Below are 17,089 nucleotides of genomic sequence, written 5' to 3' on the forward strand. Positions count from 1 at the left end.
CATGGATGCTGATACTTACTATCCTCAACATTATTTGGAATTTTGTAATCAGATCTTTGAAAGTCACCCGGAATATTCTGCCGTGATGGCTTGTGATATTTATCAGCCCTTTAAAAATCGCAAAAGTCAAAAACGATGTCGGAAAATATATTTAAAATCAAAATTAATGCCCAAGCAATGTCATGCTGGAGGATATGCACAGACTTTTCGTACTAAAAGTTTAAAGCAAATTGGGGGATTTGATCAAAAATTATGGCCTTATGTCTTTGAAGATCATGAGGTTATTCATAGACTTTTAAAAATTGGTAAAGTTTATTACTCTCCAAAACATTGGTGTATTCCATCGGAAAGACGCACAAAACATAAAAATATTCGCTGGAGCCGCATGGAAAAGTTTCTATATGAATACACCCCTTTTTTTCTCAAGGATTGGTACTTTTATTCTTTCTTAAAAAACAGGTATATTAAGAAAAACACTTCCATTCTTCAGCTTAGACAACGGGAATGGGAATAAAATCCAATTCGTGAGGATTAATTTAAATACTTCAATGAAAATAATCCTATTTGAAATAACTTACCGATACTGTATGATACAATGTGTTTCTAATTTTATATAATTTATTAAATGCATGATTCAATCCAAAAAATTATAAGCCGAAATTTAAATTCTATACGGGATAAAATTCAACAGGCTGCTTGTAAAGCTGGACGTAAACCAAATGATATTCGACTTGTTGCCGTTTCAAAATTTCATCCCATGGAATCAATATATGCAGCTTTCAATGATAAACAGTTGATATTTGGTGAAAACCGTATTCAAGAGGCAAAAAAGAAATTTGCACCCATTTTATCGGAACAGCCAGATATTAAACTGCACATTATAGGTCCCATCCAGAGCAATAAATTATTGGATGCCGTTAAAATCGCGGATACTATTGAAACTGTTGACCGCCTGTCAATTCTCGACCCGCTTGAAAAAGCCATTCAGAAAACAGGACGGTCCCCCACTCTTTTCATCCAAATCAATACAGGAAGAGAACCGCAAAAGGCAGGAATTTTTCCCGAAGATGCGGATCATTTTATTTCATTATGCAGGAAACGGTTTGGATCATCAATTCAGGGTGTAATGGGTATTCCCCCCGTTCATGAAGACCCTATTCCTCATTTTAGAAAACTTGCCAATCTTGCCAGAAAATTTGGTCTGAATGAAATATCAATGGGAATGACAAATGATTTTGAAACAGCCATTACATGTGGAGCAACGTATGTTAGGGTGGGAACTGGAATATTTGGAACACGCCCTTTAAATCCTAAAAATAATTCATTCCAATAATGAACAGCTGCAAATTTAATATTTACCGCAATTGCAACCTAGGTGGAGTAATATATCATGCTTTCTTCTCATGAGGAAAACATCAACCCTGATAATGAAGCAAACCAAGAAGAGAATGATAGCGTAAGTACGGATGATATCAATATCATCGAGGGAAAAACCCCTTCAAAAATAGAAAATGAGGATGAAACTCCATCAGATACACTTTATAAACAAGATACGATTGCGGTATTACCATCTCTGGATCAGGAAAACCAAGTTACAGAATTCGGAACCGATCAACCAGAACATAAAATCAGACCATTAAGTTTGGCTATTTTGTTGACTGTTCTGGGCGTTGTCTATGGTGATATCGGGACAAGCCCTATTTACGCCCTACGTTCCACAATTTTAGTTGTATCCAATCATCACAGCAATATTAAATCCTGGGAGGTTTTCGGTGTTGTCAGCTTAATTTTCTGGGCATTAATATTAATCGTTACAATTAAATATGTAACGCTGGTTATGCGCGCTGATCATAATGGAGAGGGTGGAATCCTTGCATTGATGTCCTTGGCTCAACGTGTATCAAAAACAACCAGAGGAAAAATATTTCTGGGAATTGTCGGTATTGCAGGAACCTGTCTTTTTTTTGGAGATGGAATGATTACCCCGGCAATTTCAGTTTTGTCAGCAATTGAAGGTCTGGAAGTTTCTCTTCCAGAGACAAAAAATTTCATCATTCCCCTTGCCCTTATAATCCTGGTTGCATTATTCAGTTTTCAAAGCAAGGGAACTGAACATATAGGTAAAATTTTCGGTCCAATCATGCTTATATGGTTTGCGACTATAGGTTTTCTGGGTGCCTATGAGGTTCTGAAATATCCCTATATCCTTTTGGCTCTTTCTCCGCATCATGCGATTTTATTTATTATCCATCACGGTTGGATGGCGTTTATTGCCCTTGGATCTGTCGTTTTGGCAGTAACAGGTGCTGAAGCTTTATATGCTGATATGGGACATTTTGGAAGAAGTCCAATTCGTTACAGCTGGATCTGTTTTGTCCTTCCTTGTCTGACTTTAAATTACCTTGGACAAGGTGCCCTAATTCTTTCCAATGCCAAATTTCTGGAAAACCCGTTTTTCTATTTGGCTCCTCATTGGTTTAATATCCCTCTGGTTATCCTTTCCACATTTGCAACTGTTATCGCCAGTCAGGCCGGAATTTCAGGAGGATTTTCACTTGCACGCCAATTAACCCAACTTGGATATTTTCCAAGGCTGCGTATTCGACATACCAATGCACAAGAAGAGGGACAAATTTATATTCCTGAAGTCAATAATGCCTTAATGATAGGGTCCCTCTTATTGATTTTAAGTTTCCAATCCTCTGATGCATTGGCCGCTGCATACGGAATTGCAGTTACGGGAACCTTTACTTGTACCTCTATTCTTTCCTCTGTGGTTTTTAACCGTTCTTACAAATGGTCGATATACAAAGTCGCATGTACATTTGGAATTTTCTTTATCATTGATGTCACTTTCTTTTCGGCAAATGCCCTGAAGATTCCACAAGGCGGGTGGGTCCCATTATTATTGGGAATTTGTTTGACCATCCTCATGACAACATGGAATAAAGGACGTACCCTGGTTTATAATAAACGGGCACAAAATGCTTTACCAATCGCCTCGTTTTTAAACCGCCTACCTCAATCCCATTTAACAAGGGTTCCTGGTATTGCCATTTTCATGACACCAGACCCTCTTTCTGTTCCAAGTTCCCTATTACATAACATTCGGCACAACAAAGTTTTACATGAACATGTATTTTTTGTAACTATTGAAAATATGAAACAACCAGAGGCGGAACGTGGGCACCGTATTGCAATGCGGCAACTCGCACCCAATATTTATCAAGTGATAATTCGATATGGATTTATGGAAATGCCTAATTTGCCCCGTGCTCTTGAACTGATGAAAACTCAACCCAACCTGAAATTCTTTGATACTTTACAAGCTTCATATTTTACAACAAGGGAACAAATTGTAAGAGCACCTATTTCTAAAATGAGTAAATGGCGAATGAATATATTCATGTTCATGTTACGTAATGCCAGCCCGATTACCGATTTCTTAAGAATTCCCGTGGATCGGGTTGTTGAACTTTCAGTCCGTATTGCTGTTTGATGAATGAAATAAAATTATTAAATTTGGAAAAAAAGACAAGAAAACATAAGCCTGATCCCTTGGCTCTTTATATCCATTGGCCTTTTTGCCTGTCCAAATGTCCCTATTGCGATTTCAATAGCCATGTTGCCCAAATCATTCCACAGGAAACCTATGCACATGCTTTGCTTCAGGAATTACGTCATGCTATTTCAAATATTGAAAATTATAAGTTAACCTCAATTTTTTTTGGTGGTGGCACCCCCTCTTTAATGGATCCTATAACAGTGCATAAATTGATTGATTATGCCATCAACCATTTACCTGTTACTGAGGACCTTGAAATCACCCTTGAAGCCAATCCAACCAGTGTTGAAATCCAAAAGTTAAAAGATTTTCAACAGGCAGGTGTTAACCGCATTTCCCTTGGTATCCAAAGTCTTAACCAACAAGCACTACAAAGGTTAGGTCGTCAACATGATGCAAGGCAGGCAATTGACGCCTTAACACTTGCCAAACGCCTATTTCCGAGGATTTCTTTTGATCTTATCTATGCACGTGAGGAACAAACCCTTTCCGAATGGCAGAAAGAATTAAAAATGGCACTGGATTTGGCTCATGATCATTTATCACTCTACCAGTTGACAATAGAACCAGGAACAGTTTTTGCCAAATATGAAAAACAGGGGAAATTATCTCTCCCTGATGAAAAATTAAGTAGTGAATTATTAATTGCCACGGAAGAAATGACACATCAATATGGTATGTATAATTACGAAATTTCTAATTATGCTAAAATTGGTGCGGAAAGCAGGCACAATCTTGCCTATTGGCGTTATCAGGATTATATTGGTATTGGGCCGGGAGCACACGGCAGAATTACAGAAAATGCTGTTTTATATGCTACAGAACGTAAGAAAAATCCTAAAATTTGGCTTGAATTAGTGCAAAAAAATGGTAACGCCCTAATTATCAAGGAAGCCTTGAATTCAATCGACAAGGCCCGTGAAATGATATTAATGGGATTACGTTTGAAAGAGGGTGTTGATTCTATTGCCTTTCAAAAAAAATGCAATATGACTTTAACCAATGCAATCGATATGAAAATCTTAGAAGCGCTTGTAGAAGAAGATTATATCTTTTGGGACCAAAAACGGTTGAAAACAACCCCGACAGGAAGCATGCGGTTAAATGCTATTTTAGATATCTTGGTAAAATAGGAATATTATTTTGTTACACATGATGAAGGTTGCAGTTGGTATCCAAGATATTGCGCATTTGAAAATTATTAATGAACAAATGGCCGTGAATAACAATGGAAATTCATACACTTTAACACGCTTTATGCCGAAGCAGGCCGATGAAATCTTAAAAAATGGTTCCCTATACCGGGTTATTAACGGAACTTTATGTTGCCGACAGAAAATTGTTGATTTTCTGCCAGGTCAACGGGAAAACGGAAATCCCTGCATTCAAATTATTCTTGATTCAGAAATAATTCGTACCTTTTCCATTCCAATTCGCCCTTTCCAGGGATGGCGATATCTTAAAAACACTGATGCGCCTAAGGATTTGCCATTAAGCCATACAAATATATCAGCAGCATTACCTAAAAAGCTGAGAAAAGAGTTGGAAACTCTAGGATTGATTGATCCTATTGGATAGGAAATCGATAATTAACCAATATCTATAACCCTATATGGTTTATTCTTCTGTATATTATTTCTCTTTCAAAACTTGATCAGCTTTACGATCAACGGTTTCTTCCTGTTCTTTTGTTAAATTGCCTTTATGATATTCCTCAGACGCCCTTGCTTTGGCATTCCTTGCTCTGTTTTTTGTATCCAAGGGATATTTACGCTCATCAGGCAATGCAAATTCCTGATCTGGTAAAGATTTACGTTGTTTTGATGTTAATTTAGTCATAATTACTCCCCTCCTTAAAAAAGGAAAATAACATTGAACCATTAAATATAGTTAATCATAAAACAAAATCTATTATTATTCAATTCGCCAAAAAAATTACTTTCAATCCTTCCGATATATTTTTAGAAATCTATTAAATAACAATCAAGGACTGATCTTTTATTGATCAGTCCTTTTCAATATCTATTTAATATGTTTTTTTTTATATTCCTCTCTCAAGATCTGCGCTACCTGTACCATATTTTTCAATGAAGGAATAACCTCTGACCATTGACGTGTTTTCAAGCCACAATCTGGATTAATCCATAACCTTTGAACAGGAATATATTTTTTAGCCTGATGAATTAAATGAACAATTGATTCTACTGTTGGAATATTGGGAGAATGAATATCATAAACACCTGGGCCAATGCTGTTTGGATATTCAAATTCCTCAAACGCTTTTAACAGCTCCATGTGAGAGCGTGAGGTTTCAATTGTAATGACATCAGCATCCATCTGGGCAATAGCAGCAATAATATCATTGAATTCTGAGTAACACATATGGGTATGAATCTGCGTTTGATCCTTTACTCCATTCGCTGTTATTCTAAAAGACCGAATTGCCCAGTCCAGATATTTTTGCCATTCTGAACGACGCAGGGGTAATCCTTCCCGTAAAGCCGCCTCATCAATTTGAATAATGCGAATACCTGCCTTTTCCAAATCCAACACTTCTTGACGTATCGCCATAGCCAATTGATAACAGGTTTCCGAACGTGGCTGGTCATCTCTTACAAATGACCAGTTCAACATGGTTACAGGTCCCGTCAACATGCCCTTCATCGGTTGTGCCGTTAAAGATTGGGCGTAAGTAATCCATTCAACCGTCATTGGTTCAGGACGACTAATGTCTCCAAAGATAATCGGGGGTTTTACACATCTGGAACCGTAAGATTGAACCCAACCTTGTTGGCTAAAAACATATCCTTTTAACAATTCACCAAAATATTCCACCATATCATTCCGTTCTGGCTCGCCATGAACCAAAACATCCAATCCCAGTGATTCCTGCTGTTCGACACAATAAGCAATCGCCTCTTTCATACGATTGCCATATTCATTCAAGGAAAGTTCACCCTTACGAAATTGACTTCTGATCTGGCGTATATTCTGAGTTTGTGGGAATGAACCAATTGTGGTTGTTGGCAACAATGGCAAATTCAAGATTTTTTGCTGTAATTCCATACGATCGGCATAGGCACTTTTCCGGTTTCCCAATTCCGATGTTATCGATTGACATAGTTTTTTAATTTTATCATTATGAACTCTATTTGACTGACGCCTGTTATCCAGACAAGCCTGGTTACTAGATAACGCCTCTTTTACTGACTCTCTTCCTTCATTTAGAGCTTTAGCCAAAACAGTAATTTCATCAAGCTTTTGTATCGCAAAAGAAAGCCATGAACGAATTTCCGCATCCATTTTACTTTCACGTTCCAGGTCAACAGGAACATGTAATAATGAACATGAGGGGGCCAGCCACAATCGTTTTTTTAATATAGCGTAGATAGGCTCTAGCCATTCAAGCGTAGCATTCAAATCCGTCTTCCAGATATTACGCCCATTAACAACTCCCAATGAAAGGACTTGTTTATCTTTTAGCTGTTTAATTATGGCAGGAATTTCATCACGCGCATTTATGGCATCAATATGGAACCCCTGCACCCCCAATTCTGGCAATAAAGCTATATTTTCTTTTAACTTTCCAAAATAGGTTGCCAACAAAATATAGATTGGTGCCTGTTTCAAAACCTTGTAGGCAGAAACAAGTGCCTTTTTCCACTCTTCTGCAAGCTCTGTCACCAAAATTGGTTCATCAAGTTGAACCCAGCTTTCCCCCTGTTCTGCCAACTCTTGCAATAATGCTTGATATTGTTCCAAAAGTGCAGGCAACAAAGCTAGTTTGTTGCTTTTATCCTGTTCTTTTCCCAACCATAAATAGGTTACTGGTCCTAACAATACAACTTTTGTTTTTAAACCTTTCTTTTTCGCTTCCTTCAATTGATCTAGTAAAATCTGGCTATTTAAAACAAACCGTGTATCCTTTGTGAATTCCGGTACAATGTAATGATAATTTGTATCAAACCATTTAGTCATCTCACCTGCCGCAACGTGACAAAGACAAGAATTTTTTCCACCCGAACGTCCACGTGCAACCTGAAAATAATGATCTAATTTTTCCCCTTGCTGTTGTTGAATACGTGATGGAATATTACCAAAAAGAAAACTTGTATCCAGAACATGGTCATAATAGGAAAAATCCCCAACAGGAACAAGATCGAGTTTACTTTGATTCTGCCAATGACACTTCCGTAAATTTTGGGCTGTTTGTTCCAATTCACCTGAGGAAATATTTCCTTGCCAGTACGCTTCAAGCGCAAATTTCAATTCACGCTTTACACCAATTCGAGGAAATCCTAGATTATGTACTGTTACCATTTTTTATTCCTTTACTTGCCTATTCAACATCGGATTTTGCTCTAAACACCCTATTCAGATAACAGCATAAAATAAAATGATATTATTTCATCGATCCATTAACTTTATTCATAGGATATAATCTTGCATTCATGATTGAGATCATTCATTTAAAAATCATTCAGGAAATCGAAACGCAAAAATCAATGACTGCCGCGGCTGTCAATTTGTGTTTGACACAATCCGCCTTAAGCCACGCCATCCGGAAACTCGAACAAAATTTGCAGGTCAGCCTATGGCGACGGGAGGGAAAATACATGCAGCTAACTCAGGCGGGACAGGAATTATTGACGCTGGCCCATCGCATATTACCTCAGATCGAACATAATGAATCAAAATTGAAACAATTTGCGCAGGGGAGTATTGGCAGTCTAAAGATTGGCATGGAATGTCATCCCTGTTATCAATGGCTGCTTAAAGTTACCTCACCCTACTTGAAACAGTGGCCTCAGATTGAACTCGATGTCAAACAAAAATTTAAATTCGGTGGTTTAGGGGCGCTACTGAATTATGAAATAGACATCTTAATAACGCCTGACCCGATTATTAAGTCTGACCTCCATTTTGAACCTGTCTTTAATTATGAACAGATCTTAATTGTTGGACCTTCACATCCTTTCAGAAATTTACCTTATATCACTCCAGAACAAATGTCCTCAGAAACTCTTTTAACTTATCCTGTAGAACCAAATCGACTGGACATATATAGTCTCTTTATGGCACCAAAGGGTATAATGCCACGTCGTCATAAAACAATTGAAACAACGGATATAATTTTACAAATGGTTGAAAATAATCGAGGCGTTACGGCTCTACCACATTGGTTGGTACAGGAAAATAAAGAACGCTTTGAAATCTTTCCTATCAAACTGGGAAAAAAAGGAATTCCAAAACAGTTATTTATTGGAATACGCAAGGCCGACCAATTAACTAATTATCTTGATGCTTTTATTCAGCTATCCAAACAAATATCCTTTCCAATGTCGACCTGAAATACTCAAAATAAACTGTATAATCTCCAATTTCTGACCAAATATCATAGAATAGTTTTTAACAAAAATGATTATATCTGTTACCATCTGAAACTTAAATTTTATAGTCGGTATTTTTCAAAGAAATCAAAAAACCATGCAGGAAACAATTTGCAAAAATTTTTATGTTCCAATGCAATTTTTGCTTTTGTTTTTCCTGCTTTGCCTCTCTGCCTGTGGTGGAGGAAAGCATTCTTATAATGGAAAAGGAGGCATTTCTTCACGATATAGCAATTACATGCCTGGCTATCCTAAAAAATGGAACCCTCCGGGTCCCCCTCTTGATCCGTGGGGTCCATATATCAATCAATCCTCACAACGTTTCAATGTTCCTGATCAATGGATACGGGCCATCATTTTACAGGAAACGAGAGGATATCAATATTATAACAAACGGCCAGTCACTTCACCTCATGGAGCAAAGGGATTGATGCAAATCAAGTCAACAACTTATAAAGATTTAGCAAAACGCTATAATTTGGGAAATGACGTATATGATCCGCATGATAATATCATGGCTGGAACAGGATATATCCGCACCTTATATAATAAATACGGTGCCCCCGGCTTTGTTGCAGCTTACCATGGTGGACCCGGAACTTTGGATGCCTATCTAAAAAGAGGAACCGCATTGCCAAAGGCAACCAAAAACTACATGATTTCCGTCACTCCCAATCTGGGGAATTCAGTACCTATGAGTGGACCTTTTGCAATTTTTGGCGGACCTTACGCCAAAAAAAATACTCGTACCCCATTACCACTCGAGGCTTATTACTCACCGAAAACCTACAGCCCCGTTCAAATGGTTACAACAGCACAGGTTATGCCTTCTGAAAGTAAAAACGAACTTAAAAAATTCATTGTCAAAGATAATGAACATGCAATTGCATCAGATAATGCCAATGAACCTCCAATCATGATTGTTCCATCCAATTATCATCCTGCATATGATGCAAATGTCCATAACAATTCAACTTCATCCAATGCTTATTATTCAGCAAAACCCAAAGCACCCTCTATTATTCGAACCTCCCCTAGCAGTAGACATTATTATATATCAACAAAAGGTAACTGGAATATTCAGGTTGGAGCTTTTACATCTGCAGATTTAGCTAATCACGCAATTGCAATCGCAAAACAAAAAGCCGCCAGTTTACTGGTCCTGGCGTATCCAAATATTGAAACCGTTCAGAAAAACGGAAAAACATTATACCGAGCCAAATTAGGAGGATTAAGCTATGCAACAGCCTTACAGGCTTGTAATTTGCTAAAAATAAAAAGAATGAATTGTGTTCCTGTTCAATAATACAAAATTGTAATTTTCAGTTATTTTGAATTTGTTCAATAATTTTATGGTCAATGGCGGTAGATGCATCATATATATCTTTATATACTTTTTATCCATTTTGCCGGCACACCTGCATAAACACTTTTAGAGGGTACATTTTTAGTTACAACAGCACCGGCACCGATTATTGAAAAATCATGAATGGTAACACCAGGCAAAATTGTGACGTTCGAGCCTATCCAAACATATTTTCCAATCTTAACAGGAGATGGATATGTCGTACCACGATCTCTTATATCCAAACCATGATTTAATGTGGCAATCGTAACATTCATGCCTATAGCACTGTGATCACCAATAAGGATTCCTCCCCTATCCTGAAAAGAACATCCTGTATTAAAAAATACATTTTTACCAATATGAATGTTTTTACCGAAATCAGTATAAAAAGGAGGAAAACAAACAAAAGATGAATCTACAGTTTTTCCTGTCAGACTACTGAAAATATCAACGATTTCTTTTTGCGTATGAAAGCTATTGTTTAATTCCATTATTATTTTTTGCGCTTCAAAGGCACATTGGTATAACAGCTGCATCAATTCTTTTTCGTCAGTGGAAATGGAATGTCCGGCCTGACAGTATGTAATGAATTCCTCCATTTGCATAAAATGATCCTTTTCCATTACTGGAAAGCCTTTGTTAGTTCATCTATCACGAAATAAAATCAAGTCCTATATCGAGAATAGGTGCACTATGGGTTATCCAACCTACAGAAATCAAGTCAACACCGCTTTCAGCAATTGTCCGAGCCGTATCGGGATTGATACGCCCCGAAGCTTCTGTGATGGCACGTTGATTAACAATCGCAACCGCCTCTTTTAAAGTTTCAGGATCCATATTATCTAGCAAAACGGCATCAACACCCAATGCCATGACTTCTTTTAATTGATCCAGCGTATCCACTTCTATTTCAATTTTAACCATATGCCCTGCATTTTTTTTAGCCTGTTCAAGCGTCTTACGTATTCCACCCGCGATTGCAATATGATTGTCTTTAATCAAAACTGCATCATATAAGGCAAAACGATGGTTCATTCCACCACCACACCGCACGGCATATTTTTCCATCAGGCGTAAGCCTGGTGTTGTTTTTCTCGTACAAACAACCTGTGTTTTGGTTCCTTCAATAGATTTGACAATCTTATGAGTTACCGAGGCAATTCCAGATAGATGGCTCATGAAATTCAAGGCAGTTCTCTCACCTGTCAGAATTGCACGGGATGACCCTTCAATAATTGCTATCACATCTCCCGGCTTTAATATATCTCCATCCTTTTTCTTTAAATCTACATTAACTAATGGATCAATTAAGGTAAAAGCCATTGAAGCGATATCCACTCCTGACAATATACCAGTCTCTCTCGAAACCATCGCCACTTTGGAATGGTGATTCTCATCAATAACTGCATTAGTGGTTATATCCCCAGCCAACCCTAGATCTTCCAATAACGCATTGCGAATAATGGGTTCAATTAGTATATGGGGCAAAGCTGGAATCGTCATAATCACCTCTATATTCTGATAAATCTATAATATACAAACTAATTTCATATAATAACATCATAATGTCTTGGCATACTGATATGCCTGATCAAAACTGATGAAAGATCGATTGGCTTTTTCAAGCGTAACAGGATAATCCTGTCGATAATGTGCCCCACGAGATTCTTTCCGCAAGAACGCACTCACTGCTATCATCATGGCAATTTGTTCTGGATTAAGAACATATTGATCATCATATTCATTAACCAGGGTAAGAAACTGCCGAATTGCCGATCTCAAAGTATCCTCATCTCGAATGATATTTAAATCTTTCTGCATTATCTTTTTTACAAAAGGTAAACGGTCAGAAATCACAATCCCAGTTTCATCTATCTCATTATCATTACTTTGAATGGAAGGATAACTGTACAAAATTGCCTTGGCTGCCCGCATGGCCATAACTGTAGCTTCCAGCAGTGAATTACTGGCCAAACGATTTGCTCCATGTAAACCCGTAGAAGCAACCTCACCCACTGCCCACAAACCTTTTACCGTTGTTTCTCCATTCAAATTTGTCATAATGCCCCCCATATGAAAATGTTCAACGGGTTTGACAGGAATCAAATCCATTGAAGGGTCAATACCGACTTGATGACATAACTGTGCAATGGTTGGAAAACGTGTCTTGAAACCTTTTCCTAAAGCCTTTCTGGCATCAAGATAAACTTTTTTACCCTGAATAGTCTGATGATAAATTGCTCTTGCCACAACATCACGGGATGCCAATTCCTGTCCTTCTGTATTGGCCAGAAACCGTTGGTTATCACTATTAACCAAAACAGCCCCTTCCCCACGAACCGCCTCGCTGATTAAAGTCTTTGGAAAAATATTTGCATCAAGTGCGGTTGGATGAAACTGAATAAATTCCAGATCAGCTAATACAGCACCAATATCAGCCGCCAAAATCAGACCTTGACCATAATTTTGCAGAGGATTTGTACTTTCCTCAAATAACCCGCCAATACCACCGGTGGCCAACACAATAGTGGATGTCACGATTGACCTGAATTGACCTTCTATTTGGGCTATTACTCCCCTTATTTTATTTTTATCCTTTAGAAGACGAACCGCAATGGTGTTTTCCATTACAGTTATTGAGGGGGTTCGCAAGACCGCCTCTGTCAACGCTTTGATAATACCCTGCCCGGAAGCGTCTCCATCAATATGAAAAATTCTCCGATGACTATGTGCACCCTCTAACCCGAGCCTAGGCCTGCCATGGCGATCATGATCAAAAATAACACCATATTTCTCCAATACTTCAATTGCCTTTCTTCCATCATCCAATATGGTGGCGACAGCTTTTTGATCACATAATCCCGCTCCAGCCCTTAAAGTATCCTCTATATGCGCGGAGCTGTCTTTCTCTTCATGACTGGCAGCCGCAATTCCACCTTGCGCATAAATACTGGATGTCTCATGTCCTATCTTTCCCTGCGTCAAAAGCAAAACCGGCAATGGCGCAAGTTGTAATGCCGTCATTAATCCAGCCAATCCACTGCCAATCACGACAACAGGTGACTGCATAATGTTTTTCATATTTCCAACATCCTTTTGATGGAAAGGCGTGCCTTATCAGCAATAGATGAATCAATCGTGATTTCATATTTATTTTCTTCCAACGAAGTCAAAATATTATCCAATGTGATACGCTGCATATGAGGACATAGATTACATACACGAATAAATTTGATATCTGGATGTACTACTGCCAGATTGTCACTCATTGAACATTCAGTCAGCAAAATCACTTCATCAGATCTTTTTTGCTTGATGAAATCTGACATCTCAGCCGTAGATCCAGAAAAATCAGCCGCTTCAATCACCTCAGGAGGGGATTCAGGATGCACCAGGATTGCAGCCTCTGGATATTCAGCTTTCAACTGCTTGATTTCCTGTGGTGTAAACCGTTCATGAACTTCACAATGCCCCTTCCATGTCAGAATCTCGACGTTGGTTTGTTTTGCAACATTTTGTGCCAGATACTCATCAGGAATCATGATGACCCTCGGAACTCCAAGCGCTTCAACAACCTTTTTGGCGTTCCCTGATGTACAACAAATATCCGAAGCCGCTTTAACCGCCGCTGAAGTGTTCACATACGTAATAATAGGAATACCTGGATATTTCTTACGTAATCCCATGACGTCCTCTGCCGTAATAGATTCAGCCAAAGAACAACCAGCCTTCAAGTCGGGAATAAGAACTGTTTTATCAGGGTTGAGTAATTTTGTCGTTTCTGCCATAAAATGTACGCCTGCCACAACAATGACATCCGCGTCAATTTTTTCAGCCTCCCGTGCCAAAGCAAGACTATCCCCAACGATATCAGCAACCGTATGAAAAATTTTTGGAATTTGATAATTATGCGCCAGAATAACCGCATTACGTTCTTTTTTTAGCTGGTTAACACGTTGAATTTTTTTTGTTAAACTCATTCGTTCCGGGGCAGCAGCAATTCTGCCCAGTTTATTTTCTAAATAATCAGGTAGTCCCTGCCGCATGTCACTCTCCTTTTATACTCAATTTGAGTATATATATGCCATTTTATCCTTAAAATATAAAGAATGTCAATTCCTTACCAATGGCAATTTTGATCCGGACATTGCTCTGGCATCAACAATTGACTTTTGGTACCTAAAAAGCTTTGCAGGTCTGCCACGATACTGGTCAGTAATATGACCAGTCTCCTCAATCAAATTCTGTTGTTCAATCATTCGCCTAAAATTAGACTTGTGCAAAAAACGCCCTATGATACGTTCAATGGTTTTTTGCAATTGCAACAAAGTGAATTCTGTCGGCATTAGTTCAAATACCAGGGCCTTGTATTTTATTTGTGCCCTTAACCGCGCAATTGCTGTAGCTAAAATCCGTCGATGATCAGCAAACATACCCTGACCAGCAAAATCTTTCCTTTCTAGATATCTATTCCCTGCTTCCGGAACCAAGCCTGCCTCATATAACAATTCATAGCGCTGTAAAATAAGATCTTCATTCCAGACATATCCATTGAGACCAAATAAAAATTCAATACGACGTTTTGTTTGTTCCGTATCTTCCGTTTTCCGGCTCTGCCATTCATATAAAGCCCCGATTATTGTTTCTCGTATATTTTTTACAGCTGGTTTTAATTCATTTTCCCATGGAAAATATTCATACCAACCATGCCATTCCGTTTCGTTTAGACTGAAATCTTGATGACGCACAAGTCCAAGATAGCTAATCGAAATGGTTCGAACTTGAGGTTGATTATATATGCGGTCTTGATCGGCAAAAGTATAAAGTTGTTCCAAAAAACCGACGGGATAACGTGTTTGTTGATGAATCCAAGCGCGCAATCCAGCTTGTAAACTTTGATGTCCCGGCTCAAAAGAACCAGATGGAAGCGTTGATCCCTTATGAATTGTCATAACATAAGGCATATAATCTATAATTGATACCAACACAGCAATCAATTCGGTCTGGGTCAAGGCTGCAGACATATATTTCCTTTATCCATTTATCTTGTTAAATTCATCTTTAACAATGATATTTTAAAGAAAATTCTTAATCTATAAAAAAATTTAAAGGCTTATACCAAACGCAAAACCAGCAATCCATCCTTCTGGCGCAAGAATAGACGGGGTAAAGGCATGCGTCACCGATGCATCCCACATAAAAATTCCATCTTTTTTTCTTAGCCCTATTCCTCCACTCCCGATATTACCGACTTTTGGCTTATCAACATGATAAGGGGTAGCATAGACGGCTCGTGTCATTCCTGCATCCAAAGAACCGTAAAGCTCTGACTTATCCAGAAAAAAATCGCAAAAAGCCTGATAATCTCCACAATGCATATCATCCGTTGGTAAAGTCCAAGAAAGATCGTTCCGAATATAAACACCGGCATTACCAGCCAAATTCTGACGTATAAATCCCCTTACTGTATATGGTCCCCCAATCTGCATCTGCTCGTTATCATATTGACTTTTGTCGCTATATTCACCATGCACAAAAGTGTGCCAAGTCAACGATTTTGTTATAGGCTGATCTCCCTGTATATCCAGGATAAATTTAACAAATCGCGTATGTGGTGCATATTTTCCTGAATTATTTATCCAGGTCTTGGTCATTAATCCATTTAATCCAATTTTAGTTCCCAAGTTAATATACCATACCCGATCCCACAATTTGGTATATTCACTTAAAGTTATATTTAGCATTGACAAACGTGCGCTTTTATAATTTTCACGAATATGATTTCTATAATTCATGAAGGATTTTGTTTGATAGGAAATAATTAAAGAAGTTACACCAATTAAATCCCTGGTTAAAACCCTGGAAATTCCAACATGAAAATCCTTCTGTGTTACATCTTCACGATGCAGCGCGATTTTTGGTCCATCATGATACATATCATCTGAACGCCACCATCCACACCATAATAACCACGGACCCATTGGAACGGAACCCTCCATGGAAAAAAACGAGTTATGTCCCAACCTCTGTCGATTATTCAACGAATGATCATATTCAAATGACCACATATCTAATACACCAAAAAGATCAGTAACAATAAAATTCGATCGACCTATCGTTCTGGCTGAAATGCTTTGCCCATTGTTATCCGTACTCACCTTGCCATGAATTAAACCCGCTTTTGGAGTTTTCACCTCAACAATAGAAGTATTATCCTGATGACCTTTATTGATTTTTAATGAGGTTTTCCAATTAGGTAAACGATTCATGTTATCCAGTCCCTGTTTCAAATCATTCAGATCCAAAACATTACCAGCAATCCATGGAAAAGCCGTCATTTCATGAAATCGTTCAGGAGTTCCTGTAAAATTGAAATTTTCAATCCTGCCTTCAATAATAACAATACGCAAATGACCAGAAGATAAATCTTGTTGTGGCAGGTATGCCCTTGTCGTCAAAAAATTGGTTTTAAGATAAGCCTGATTTAAAATATTTAGGATTGTATTTATATCCGAAACAGTTAAACAACGATGATTCCATTTTTTAATGATATGGTCTATTTTTTCTTTTGAAAGACTGTACGGATTTTCAATATCAATATTATTGATTTTTACACAACCCTTGATCTGAGGCTTGAATTTCTCGCCCTGATTAACAGAAATATCGTTGGATAAAGGCAATTCCATATCCATTAATTCCTGCCTTTGACGATATCCTTGATATTGCAATGAATTATAATACTGGTTATTACCAAAACCGTAAGCCTTGTTATTTAAACATAAAAAG

Annotated in this window: 15 protein-coding genes; 7 read left to right on the forward strand and 8 right to left on the reverse strand. The window is 38.0% G+C overall.

The window, feature by feature from the left end:
* The 5 genes from U0839_RS06120 to U0839_RS06140 form a co-directional block, all read left to right on the forward strand.
* Nucleotides 1–514, forward strand: a 514-nt coding sequence (locus U0839_RS06120) for a hypothetical protein (RefSeq protein WP_413550293.1), incomplete at its 5' end; no start/stop codon positions are given.
* A gap of 111 nt (nucleotides 515–625) precedes the next feature.
* Nucleotides 626–1,333 carry a YggS family pyridoxal phosphate-dependent enzyme gene (locus U0839_RS06125; protein WP_155565000.1) on the forward strand — a complete coding sequence of 236 codons (708 nt, stop codon included), beginning with the start codon at nucleotides 626–628 and terminating at the stop codon, nucleotides 1,331–1,333.
* Between the two features lie 57 nt (nucleotides 1,334–1,390).
* A complete protein-coding gene (locus U0839_RS06130; RefSeq protein WP_155564999.1) occupies nucleotides 1,391–3,499 on the forward strand; it encodes a potassium transporter Kup in 2,109 nt (702 codons plus the stop codon).
* Nucleotides 3,499–4,698, forward strand: a complete 1,200-nt coding sequence (gene hemW / locus U0839_RS06135; protein ID WP_155564998.1) for a radical SAM family heme chaperone HemW — start codon at nucleotides 3,499–3,501, stop codon at nucleotides 4,696–4,698. Before U0839_RS06130 ends, hemW begins: the two co-directional genes overlap by 1 nt.
* Nucleotides 4,699–4,717: 19 nt before the next feature.
* A complete protein-coding gene (locus U0839_RS06140; RefSeq protein ID WP_155564997.1) occupies nucleotides 4,718–5,143 on the forward strand; it encodes a DUF1489 family protein in 426 nt (141 codons plus the stop codon).
* Between the two features lie 54 nt (nucleotides 5,144–5,197).
* Here U0839_RS06140 and U0839_RS06145 read toward each other — a convergent pair whose 3' ends face one another.
* Nucleotides 5,198–5,404, reverse strand: coding sequence for a hypothetical protein (locus U0839_RS06145; RefSeq protein WP_110439407.1), 207 nt, complete (start codon nucleotides 5,402–5,404; stop codon nucleotides 5,198–5,200).
* Between the two features lie 183 nt (nucleotides 5,405–5,587).
* Nucleotides 5,588–7,885 carry a 5-methyltetrahydropteroyltriglutamate--homocysteine S-methyltransferase gene (gene metE / locus U0839_RS06150; protein WP_155564996.1) on the reverse strand — a complete coding sequence of 766 codons (2,298 nt, stop codon included), beginning with the start codon at nucleotides 7,883–7,885 and terminating at the stop codon, nucleotides 5,588–5,590.
* 131 nt (nucleotides 7,886–8,016) lie between these two features.
* Here metE and U0839_RS06155 point away from each other — a divergent pair, with 131 nt between their 5' ends.
* Nucleotides 8,017–8,916, forward strand: coding sequence for a LysR family transcriptional regulator (locus U0839_RS06155; RefSeq protein ID WP_413550294.1), 900 nt, complete (start codon nucleotides 8,017–8,019; stop codon nucleotides 8,914–8,916).
* Between the two features lie 136 nt (nucleotides 8,917–9,052).
* The gene (locus U0839_RS06160) at nucleotides 9,053–10,261 is read left to right on the forward strand and encodes a transglycosylase SLT domain-containing protein (RefSeq protein WP_413550295.1); all 1,209 of its coding nucleotides are present in this window, start codon (nucleotides 9,053–9,055) and stop codon (nucleotides 10,259–10,261) included.
* A gap of 80 nt (nucleotides 10,262–10,341) precedes the next feature.
* On the opposite strand, the gene U0839_RS06165 is transcribed toward U0839_RS06160, so the two are convergent.
* The 6 genes from U0839_RS06165 to U0839_RS06190 all read right to left on the reverse strand — a co-directional run.
* On the reverse strand, nucleotides 10,342–10,926 hold the full coding sequence (locus U0839_RS06165; RefSeq protein ID WP_413550296.1) for a DapH/DapD/GlmU-related protein: 585 nt from the start codon (nucleotides 10,924–10,926) through the stop codon (nucleotides 10,342–10,344).
* A 28-nt stretch (nucleotides 10,927–10,954) separates the two neighbouring features.
* Nucleotides 10,955–11,806 (reverse strand): carboxylating nicotinate-nucleotide diphosphorylase, encoded by an 852-nt coding sequence (nadC, locus tag U0839_RS06170; RefSeq protein WP_413550297.1) that lies wholly within the window; start codon nucleotides 11,804–11,806, stop codon nucleotides 10,955–10,957.
* A gap of 57 nt (nucleotides 11,807–11,863) precedes the next feature.
* The gene (locus U0839_RS06175; RefSeq protein ID WP_413550298.1) at nucleotides 11,864–13,384 is read right to left on the reverse strand and encodes an L-aspartate oxidase; all 1,521 of its coding nucleotides are present in this window, start codon (nucleotides 13,382–13,384) and stop codon (nucleotides 11,864–11,866) included.
* Nucleotides 13,381–14,283, reverse strand: coding sequence for a quinolinate synthase NadA (gene nadA / locus U0839_RS06180; protein ID WP_413550301.1), 903 nt, complete (start codon nucleotides 14,281–14,283; stop codon nucleotides 13,381–13,383). Before nadA ends, U0839_RS06175 begins: the two co-directional genes overlap by 4 nt.
* A 132-nt stretch (nucleotides 14,284–14,415) precedes the next feature.
* Nucleotides 14,416–15,327 carry an NUDIX hydrolase gene (locus U0839_RS06185; protein WP_413550299.1) on the reverse strand — a complete coding sequence of 304 codons (912 nt, stop codon included), beginning with the start codon at nucleotides 15,325–15,327 and terminating at the stop codon, nucleotides 14,416–14,418.
* Nucleotides 15,328–15,408: 81 nt separating this feature from the next.
* Nucleotides 15,409–17,089, reverse strand: a 1,681-nt coding sequence (locus U0839_RS06190; RefSeq protein WP_413550300.1) for a ShlB/FhaC/HecB family hemolysin secretion/activation protein, incomplete at its 5' end; no start/stop codon positions are given.

The sequence above is a fragment of the Commensalibacter sp. A3DC genome (genome assembly GCF_047307945.1).
Classification (GTDB): domain Bacteria; phylum Pseudomonadota; class Alphaproteobacteria; order Acetobacterales; family Acetobacteraceae; genus Commensalibacter; species Commensalibacter melissae.

What these genes read in the sequence shown, in the direction of transcription:
- U0839_RS06140 (WP_155564997.1), top strand. Translation starts at nt 4,718, where the DNA reads ATGATGAAGGTTGCAGTTGGTATCCAAGATATTGCGCATTTGAAAATT.
- nadA (WP_413550301.1), bottom strand. Translation starts at nt 14,283, where the DNA reads ATGAGTTTAACAAAAAAAATTCAACGTGTTAACCAGCTAAAAAAAGAA.
- U0839_RS06175 (WP_413550298.1), bottom strand. Translation starts at nt 13,384, where the DNA reads ATGAAAAACATTATGCAGTCACCTGTTGTCGTGATTGGCAGTGGATTG.
- hemW (WP_155564998.1), top strand. Translation starts at nt 3,499, where the DNA reads ATGAATGAAATAAAATTATTAAATTTGGAAAAAAAGACAAGAAAACAT.
- U0839_RS06145 (WP_110439407.1), bottom strand. Translation starts at nt 5,404, where the DNA reads ATGACTAAATTAACATCAAAACAACGTAAATCTTTACCAGATCAGGAA.
- nadC (WP_413550297.1), bottom strand. Translation starts at nt 11,806, where the DNA reads ATGACGATTCCAGCTTTGCCCCATATACTAATTGAACCCATTATTCGC.
- U0839_RS06155 (WP_413550294.1), top strand. Translation starts at nt 8,017, where the DNA reads ATGATTGAGATCATTCATTTAAAAATCATTCAGGAAATCGAAACGCAA.
- U0839_RS06185 (WP_413550299.1), bottom strand. Translation starts at nt 15,327, where the DNA reads ATGTCTGCAGCCTTGACCCAGACCGAATTGATTGCTGTGTTGGTATCA.
- metE (WP_155564996.1), bottom strand. Translation starts at nt 7,885, where the DNA reads ATGGTAACAGTACATAATCTAGGATTTCCTCGAATTGGTGTAAAGCGT.
- U0839_RS06160 (WP_413550295.1), top strand. Translation starts at nt 9,053, where the DNA reads ATGCAGGAAACAATTTGCAAAAATTTTTATGTTCCAATGCAATTTTTG.
- U0839_RS06130 (WP_155564999.1), top strand. Translation starts at nt 1,391, where the DNA reads ATGCTTTCTTCTCATGAGGAAAACATCAACCCTGATAATGAAGCAAAC.
- U0839_RS06165 (WP_413550296.1), bottom strand. Translation starts at nt 10,926, where the DNA reads ATGGAAAAGGATCATTTTATGCAAATGGAGGAATTCATTACATACTGT.
- U0839_RS06125 (WP_155565000.1), top strand. Translation starts at nt 626, where the DNA reads ATGCATGATTCAATCCAAAAAATTATAAGCCGAAATTTAAATTCTATA.